This window comes from Candidatus Cloacimonadota bacterium (assembly GCA_020532355.1).
In the GTDB taxonomy this organism is placed as follows: domain Bacteria; phylum Cloacimonadota; class Cloacimonadia; order Cloacimonadales; family Cloacimonadaceae; genus UBA5456.
Map to the genome: position 1 here is coordinate 1 of JAJBBD010000319.1, position 7,580 is coordinate 7,580.

The 7,580-nt window shown below is 37.9% G+C and carries 4 protein-coding genes; 3 read left to right on the forward strand and 1 reads right to left on the reverse strand.

What is annotated here, in order from left to right; genetic code table 11:
• The 3 genes from LHW48_10960 to gltX form a co-directional block, all read left to right on the forward strand.
• On the forward strand, positions 1–1,159 hold a 1,159-nt coding region (locus LHW48_10960), incomplete at its 5' end, for an amidohydrolase family protein (protein MCB5260966.1).
• Positions 1,140–1,709: a hypothetical protein gene (locus LHW48_10965; GenBank protein MCB5260967.1), complete on the forward strand. Its 570-nt coding sequence runs from the start codon at positions 1,140–1,142 to the stop codon at positions 1,707–1,709. The genes LHW48_10960 and LHW48_10965, both read left to right, overlap by 20 nt.
• Positions 1,696–3,120 carry a glutamate--tRNA ligase gene (gltX, locus tag LHW48_10970; protein ID MCB5260968.1) on the forward strand — a complete coding sequence of 475 codons (1,425 nt, stop codon included), beginning with the start codon at positions 1,696–1,698 and terminating at the stop codon, positions 3,118–3,120. The genes LHW48_10965 and gltX overlap by 14 nt, the downstream gene beginning before the upstream one ends.
• A 472-nt stretch (positions 3,121–3,592) precedes the next feature.
• On the opposite strand, the gene LHW48_10975 is transcribed toward gltX, so the two are convergent.
• On the reverse strand, positions 3,593–7,580 hold a 3,988-nt coding region (locus tag LHW48_10975; protein ID MCB5260969.1), incomplete at its 5' end, for a GAF domain-containing protein.

The following is a 7,580-nucleotide window of genomic DNA, read 5'->3' on the forward strand; positions in this document are numbered from 1 at the left end:
CGAAAACCGTTTTCCCACCAGAAAGGAGCTGGATGGTGTTCTTCCTAATAAGAATCTCGTATTACGGCGTATAGACGGTCATTCCTGTATGGTAAACCAGTTTGCTTGTGATAGCATTTTAGGAAACGCAACCAAGTTACATTGTGAAGATGCAGTTTTTAGAGGCATAGAGAACGATAAGGCGGTACATTGGTTTCATAATAATATCGACGATGAACTCATCTTAAAAGCCTATCATGCTGCCGCAGATATTGCCCTGAAAGGTGGATTTACAACCATACACACTATGGTGGGCGATGCAAACATGAGCAATGGGCATTACTTGCTTTTAAAAGATCACCTGAAAGATTTTGCCATCGATTTCGAATTGTATCCCCAAAGCTTCAATATTGATAATACTCTAAACTTGGGTGCCAAAAGGATTGGAGGTTGCATTTTGGCGGATGGTTCTATAGGCAGTATGACGGCTGCACTTTACGAGCCTTATATGGGCAAACCAATGCGAGGTACATTGTACCAAACCGATCATTTTTGGAATGAATTCATTCAAAAAGCCCATTACCACAATCTACAGGTTGCAGTTCATTGTATTGGAGATAGAGCCATAGATCAGATCAATAAAATATACCATCAATTAGCGATGCAGGATTATAAAGACCTCAGACACCAGTTGATTCATTGCGAGATTACGGATGATATACTTTTAGAACATATCCACCAATCCAAAGCAGTTCCGGTTATGCAACCAAATTTTGACATGCTTTGGGGTGGAGATAGTGGTTTTTATGCCAAGCTTTTGGGCGCAGAAAGAGTGAGAAATATGAACCGCTTTGGATCGATGATGGACAAAGGAATCACAATTACCGGTTCATCAGATTGGTATATTACAGATTTAAACATCACAAGCTCTATTTATGCCGCTCTTAACCATCACAACGTAAAAGAACGGTTAAGCCTTGCAAAAGCCGTAAAAATCTATACCGAAAATGCCGCTTGGCTATCCCACGATGAAAACCGACGCGGATCTATTCAAAAAGGATATGATGCCGATTTTAGTGTATTAAAACAAAATCCCGAAACCGCCAGTTTAAACAATCCCACCAATGTAGCTATGATTATAAAAAAAGCTGAAGTAGTATATGAAGATATGCCCCATTGATTCTTCAAGCATCGAAAATTTAGTACAATACGAGTTACAACTTCATCCACAATCTGAACCCGTGGATTTGTTTAAGCTATTGTATCAGGCATTATACGGTCCTTTTCACATTATTAAAGATCTCAAACAACTTTCTTTGGGCATAAGCTCTGAGTTGTGGAAAATGCAGCATTCTTACTTACCTCATTTCCAAAACATTGGACCCTGTTACACTCGCCTAAGCCTTAGTTTGATTAATGTAAACAACCGGAAGCATAGCCAAGATACCATCAATTGTCTAACCCGGTGGATTATATCCTCTTGTGTGCTATATCAAGACGTCCAACAAGATTTTTATGAACGTTGGAATCTTTATAGGCCTTATCTTGTAGCAGCTCTTCCCTCGAATATTGAAAACTGGAATTATGCAGACGACTTAGCCGAAAAAGGGATATTACCCTCGCATTCCGCATTGTTCCACCAATACTACCATCCCCATTATAGATTGGTAGATCTTAGTTTAGATAAATATAAGCAAGAATTTATGGAGTTGATAGATGAAACAGATTAGAGTTCGTTTTGCCCCCAGTCCAACCGGATATTTACATATAGGAGGGCTTAGAACCGCACTTTACGATTATCTTTTTGCCCGCAAAAATAACGGTAAATGTATCTTACGCATTGAAGATACAGACCAAAGCAGAGAAGTAAAAGGAGCGGCTGATATGCTGATTTCTACTCTGCATAAGCTTGGTATCGATTTTGACGAGAGCCCCGTAGAGGGAGGAGAATTTGCCCCATATACACAATCTGAGAGGCTTGATTTATATAGAAAACATGCCCAGGAACTTATACATAAAGGGCATGCTTACCATTGCTTCTGCAGCACCGAAACCTTGCAGCAGATGCGTGAGGAACAGCAAACACGAGGAGATTTCGTAAAATACGATCGCCGATGCTTATCGCTTAGTAAAGATGAAGTTCATAAAAGACTCCAAGCCGGAGAACCACATGTAATCCGCTTAAAAATGCCCGACGACAGAAAGTTTAACTTTAACGACATGATTAGGGGTCACGTAGAAATGGATTCCTTTCAGAGTGATGATCAGGTACTAATAAAATCTGACGGTTTCCCCACATATCATCTTGCAGCAACTGTGGACGATCATTACATGCAAATCTCTCATGTGATACGGGGTGAGGAATGGCTATCTTCAACCCCTAAGCATATTTGGCTGTATGAATGTTTTGGGTGGGAACCCCCAATCTGGGTACATTTACCGCTCATTCTCAATACAGATAGATCCAAACTAAGTAAACGCATGAATGATGTATCGGCAGAGAGCTATTTACAAAAAGGTTATCTCAAAGAAGCCTTAATCAATTTTGTGGCTCTTTTAGGCTGGCATTCTGCTGACGATCGCGAGCTGTATAGTCTGGATGAACTCTGCAATTCATTTAGCCTAGAACGAGTCAACAAGGCTGGGGCTATCTTTGATCTTACAAAACTAGAGTGGATGAATGGCCAATACCTGAGAAGTTTGCCCTTAGATACAATTGCCAATAGAGCTCAGCCCTGGTTTACTCAAGAACAGATTTCGCATAAAAATCAGTATATTCAGATAATCGCTGCAGCTCGAGAAAGATCTGTGCTTCTGCCCGATCTTGCTGAATATGCTCAGATGTTCTATGCTCCACCTCCTCTTTCGGGAGAGAACTCAGTATTTATCCAAACTGAGGAATCTCAAAAAGTGCTTGAATGGTATTATGAAAACCTTTCCCAAACTTCTGATTTAGCTTCTGAAACCATTGTTGCGCTCACCCAGAACGGAATCAACGAATTAGGGATAAAAGGGAAAAAGTACTATATGCCCTTACGTTTAGCTTTAGTTGGTCATGCTCATGGTCCAGATATGCCAAGTATTATAAGCATTTTAGGTAAGAATGAAGCTCTTTTAAGATTGAAGAATCATCTTCTGTAAATTATACTTGTTATTCATTCTCCCTTATGTGCCGGGTTTATACTTAAACTCGGCATCTTTTTAACATCACACATTTATATCTGCCCGCTATAATATACCATACGCCTTGCGCGATAGACTTGAACATGACAAGATGCTATAATCAAATGTCTCAACTGAATTGTTATCATAGATGAGATTGTGTATGTCCTCTGCTTATGTCTGAATGTATGATATTCCCATGTTTATATGAATTTTTAACATCACACAATAGATCCCCAATTCTATAAAGTAGTAATATCGTAGTTTCAGCCCGCTATCATCCTTAACATACATGAGAATCTCGGGAGCATCCTACGCTAGTAGTTATATGAAACATCAGGATAGTTATGGATTGTAGAATATGATTAGATTAAACAATTCTTGGTTTTCATGCAGACTTAAAATAATTCTGCTTTCTTGTTTTAAGCTATATGCTTCTATTGCTTACAGTTTATTGCTTATACGGCAAAGTAACAAATACAGTAGTACCCTCGTTTTCCTTACTTTTAATCCAAATATTCCCTTTATGTAATTCTGCAATCCTCTTGGATGTTGAAAGTCCTAAGCCCAAACCACTTGAACGATATTCAATTGTCCCCGATTTGTGTGCATAAATTTCGTTTAGTTCATAGAATTTGCGGAATACGTTCTTCAATTGATAATCTGGAATGCCGATCCCATTATCTTGAACAAACAAAACGATGCCATCTTTACCATCCAATTTCTCTTGTTGAAATGCAGCTTTTCGGGCACCAATTATAATCGTGCCAAAATCGTTGGTAAAACGAATTGCATTAAGAACAAGATTGTACACCATTAGATGTAATGCTTCCCAGTTTGCTGGAATCGATGGCAAATCTTTTTCTATTTCCAAGCGGATAAACATTTTACGTTTGCGAGACAGTATTTCTACTTCTTGTTGCACCAACTCCAAGATTTCGGATATATCAACGGGAGCCATACTCAGGCTCTTCTTTAGGTTATAATTATTCATCGTGTTGATGTCACCTGTAGTAACAATCAACTTCCTTACCGAATCTTCAATTTTATTGATTATTTCATTGCGCTCATCTTCGTCTACATACAGGTTTCTTTTTAGCCTGGAAACGTAACTTTGCAAGGTTGTTAGCGGAGTATTCAATTCATGAGATACTATTGCCATAAATTCATCTTTTAGCATTTCAAAAGCGTTTAGCTCAGTACTTTTCTGTAGTATATTTTTATAGAGCATGGCGTTTTTGATTGCTATTGTAATTTGCTCTATGAATAGTGTTATTATCTCTGTTTTTAGATACATAGCAGCGCTATTATCATCCATGTTATCAAGATACAGCAGACCAAATACTGTTCCATCAACAATTAGGGGGACACAGAATATGTTATGTAACTGGTAATCCTGTATACTAATAGCTCCCTTAAATCTATTGTCTTCCAATGCGTTAAATGTACTTATCATCTCCAGTGTGTTTTGAGAATGCGACAGCACGGACTTGCTAACCCCACCCACATTGCTTAATATTTTTTTTTGTCGGTCAATCTGTACTTTATAAATATTGTTCCCATCACTATCGCGCTTAATTAAAAAACCTCTCCCCGCTCCGGTGAAATCTATGGCACGTGATACTATTTCGTGCTCTAAATCTGATAACTCTACAATGCGCATCAATTCGTGCGATATTTCCATCAATTCATTCATTTTTTGAATGCGCAGAGTTATCTCCGAGAAATCTTGAATACGTACTATTAAAGCTGATAGGTGCTGTTTAATGCTGCGCATTATTGAGATTTCCTGCTTCGTAAAAGGAAGCTCACCATCATCTGAAAGAATCAGATATCCTATGCGTTTTGAACCTGTTTGTAGAGGGATAATCGCCAAATTACGATTATCATATTTGCTTATAATCAAATTATCGCTCCCCAAGGCCTTATCGATGTTTTGCGTAAGGAGGGGATCTATTAGGCTGGATTTATTGCAATTGTATTGTTGAAAGGTTGTAAAGTTCTGGATACGCTCACTAAACTCCATCAACCGGAATTTCCAAGGACTTAGCACTTCATGAATACCTTTTTCAATGAGGAATTTGATACGCTCTACATTATATACATTAGCTATATTGAATAGCAGTTCATTCCATTTTCGGCGCAAGTCCTTTGAGCGCGATTTTATCAATACTAAGCTGAAGTGTTTTATCTGTTTAACGTTATACTGATTCACTTCCAAGTAATTGGTCTTATCATCAGTGGGAGTATTTGAGCTTACTTGATCCAAATACTGTTTATAGTCTATGAATCTCTTTTCTGCAAGCTCTTCCTGCTTTAGTTCTAATAGTATTTGAATACGTATCTGATATAGTTCAACGTTAAGTTGGTAGTATTCATAAGGTTGCCAATCGCATATATAATGATTTACTCGACGTAAAACATCCCGCAAGGGAACCTCTGAATTCATCAAATCCACTTTCAGTTGCATAACATCCAGTTTGCTTTGCCAATAGCGGTAATGATTCTTGACTGCAATATTGCGAGCTTTATCTATTAACTCCTGAGCCTTAGTATAATTGCCCAAACCATAGTGACATTGGGTTTCCAAGATGTAAAACACTGTTATGGCGTAGATATTATTGATCTCTCCTGCGTGCCTAATAGCAAGTTTCAACTCAGTGAGGGCTTTTTCGTAATTGTTCTCTGCCATTGCTATTAAACTTAGCACGTTATGATGAAACTCCTCTTCGTGGATATGTTTGAAGTTAATTTGCACATTACTGCTTAAAAGTTTTCGAAGTTTTTTGGGGCTCATCATTTCGTTTAGATAATAAAAATAGGTTTTCACTAAGGGGTTAATCTCTTTTAACTTGCCCTTTATCAATTCTGGTTCGTTTTCTAAAATGAAATCGTAGTAATGGCCAAATCCCTTAATTTTGCTTTTGGCTAATGCCAAATTCCGTTTAACAGAATCAATATAGCTCATACTGCCTATTGATAGAACCAAATCCCGGCAGGAAATCAACATTTTTTCTGCTTCATGAAATTCACCCATCTTAATCATGGCTTCACCCTGATTTAACAAAGCAAGCGCCTTAATTGTAGTGAGATTCAATTCGTCGGCATATTTATAAGCCAGATGAGAATACTTGCTTGATTCAACTGTTATTCCCTGTTTGAGATACAAATCGGAAAGATTGTTGTATATCAATCCCCAAAACCGCCTGATGTTGTATCTTTTCCAAATACTTAAAGCAATATTTAGATGTTCGTCTGCTTCTTCAATATTCTTTTGATCGCTATAGAACACTCCTAAATCATTATGCATCGAGGCAAGGCGAGCCATAACTCTGCTGTCGTGTTCTGGAGGCAGCTCTTGCAAAAAATCCTCAATAGTTTTTATGGCCCGTTCATATTCTTTTTTAATATTGTAATAAACTGCCAAGCGATCAGTAAATACAATCTCTAAGTCCAGGGGTAAGTTCTGCTTTAGTGCTAAATCAAGATACTCTTTTGCAAGCTTGAGATCAGTCTTCAGATAAATTTGAATATATCCCAACCAAACCATAAGCTGTTGTTTCCCAGTTACTATCAACACCTCAGCTTGCTTAAAGCTGGCTAAGGCCGTTGGCATATCTTCCTGTAAAAATTGAATGGTTCCTATCAAATGGTACTTTTCGAAATATTCCGGTATCTGATCTGCATTCTCAACCAAGAAATCGGCTCGTTGAAAGAATCCTGTAAGCTCTGTTTTTTCTTGAAATATTGCCAAATCGCGAATAATATCTTTGCTGTCTACTTCGGTTCGAGGATCAAAATCGAGTTTCAGAACATTTAACATAGCCTCGTAGGATTGAGCTAGTTCATAATCCTCACTTAGAAGGCTTGAAAGTTTCAGATAATACTGTCGGGCAGTGTGGAGGTCACCGGCAATATAGGAATTCGCAATTAGCCCCAGACACGTTTCTTTATCCACTACATCTTTGTTGGCATAGAACATAAGTAATCTTTTAGAAACCAAGATGTGAACCTTTTTATCGGATTCTGAAAACATCCTTTCTTTGGCTTCTATAAAGCTGAAACTATAGTATTTGCCTTCCTTATTAAGAATCTCATTATAAGTTGCGTCATTCAGCAAATTGTACAGCTCTGTGTCCTTAACTTTAATAATATAGCTAATAATTTCTCTGCTCAATCTGGTTTGAACTATGCTCAGTTTTTGTAGCAAAGCATAGTTTTGTGAGGTGAGGTGGCTCATCCTCGAATATATTGAATGGAGCAATCTTGAGGGAAGTTGATAGTCATCAAGATTATCTGGAAAGATGATTTCGTCTTCGAAAATAATGCTCTTCCGTTGAACAAGATCTATCAATATCTCACGTATAAAATGGGGATTCCCAGATGATCTTCTATAAAGCTCTAAAGATAGCCTTTCTGGAGCTTTAACGGGTAATAGC

Bases quoted from the DNA above. Each gene is read 5' to 3' on its own strand.
- LHW48_10965 (MCB5260967.1), top strand. From the start codon at position 1,140: ATGAAGATATGCCCCATTGATTCTTCAAGCATCGAAAATTTAGTACAA.
- gltX (MCB5260968.1), top strand. From the start codon at position 1,696: ATGAAACAGATTAGAGTTCGTTTTGCCCCCAGTCCAACCGGATATTTA.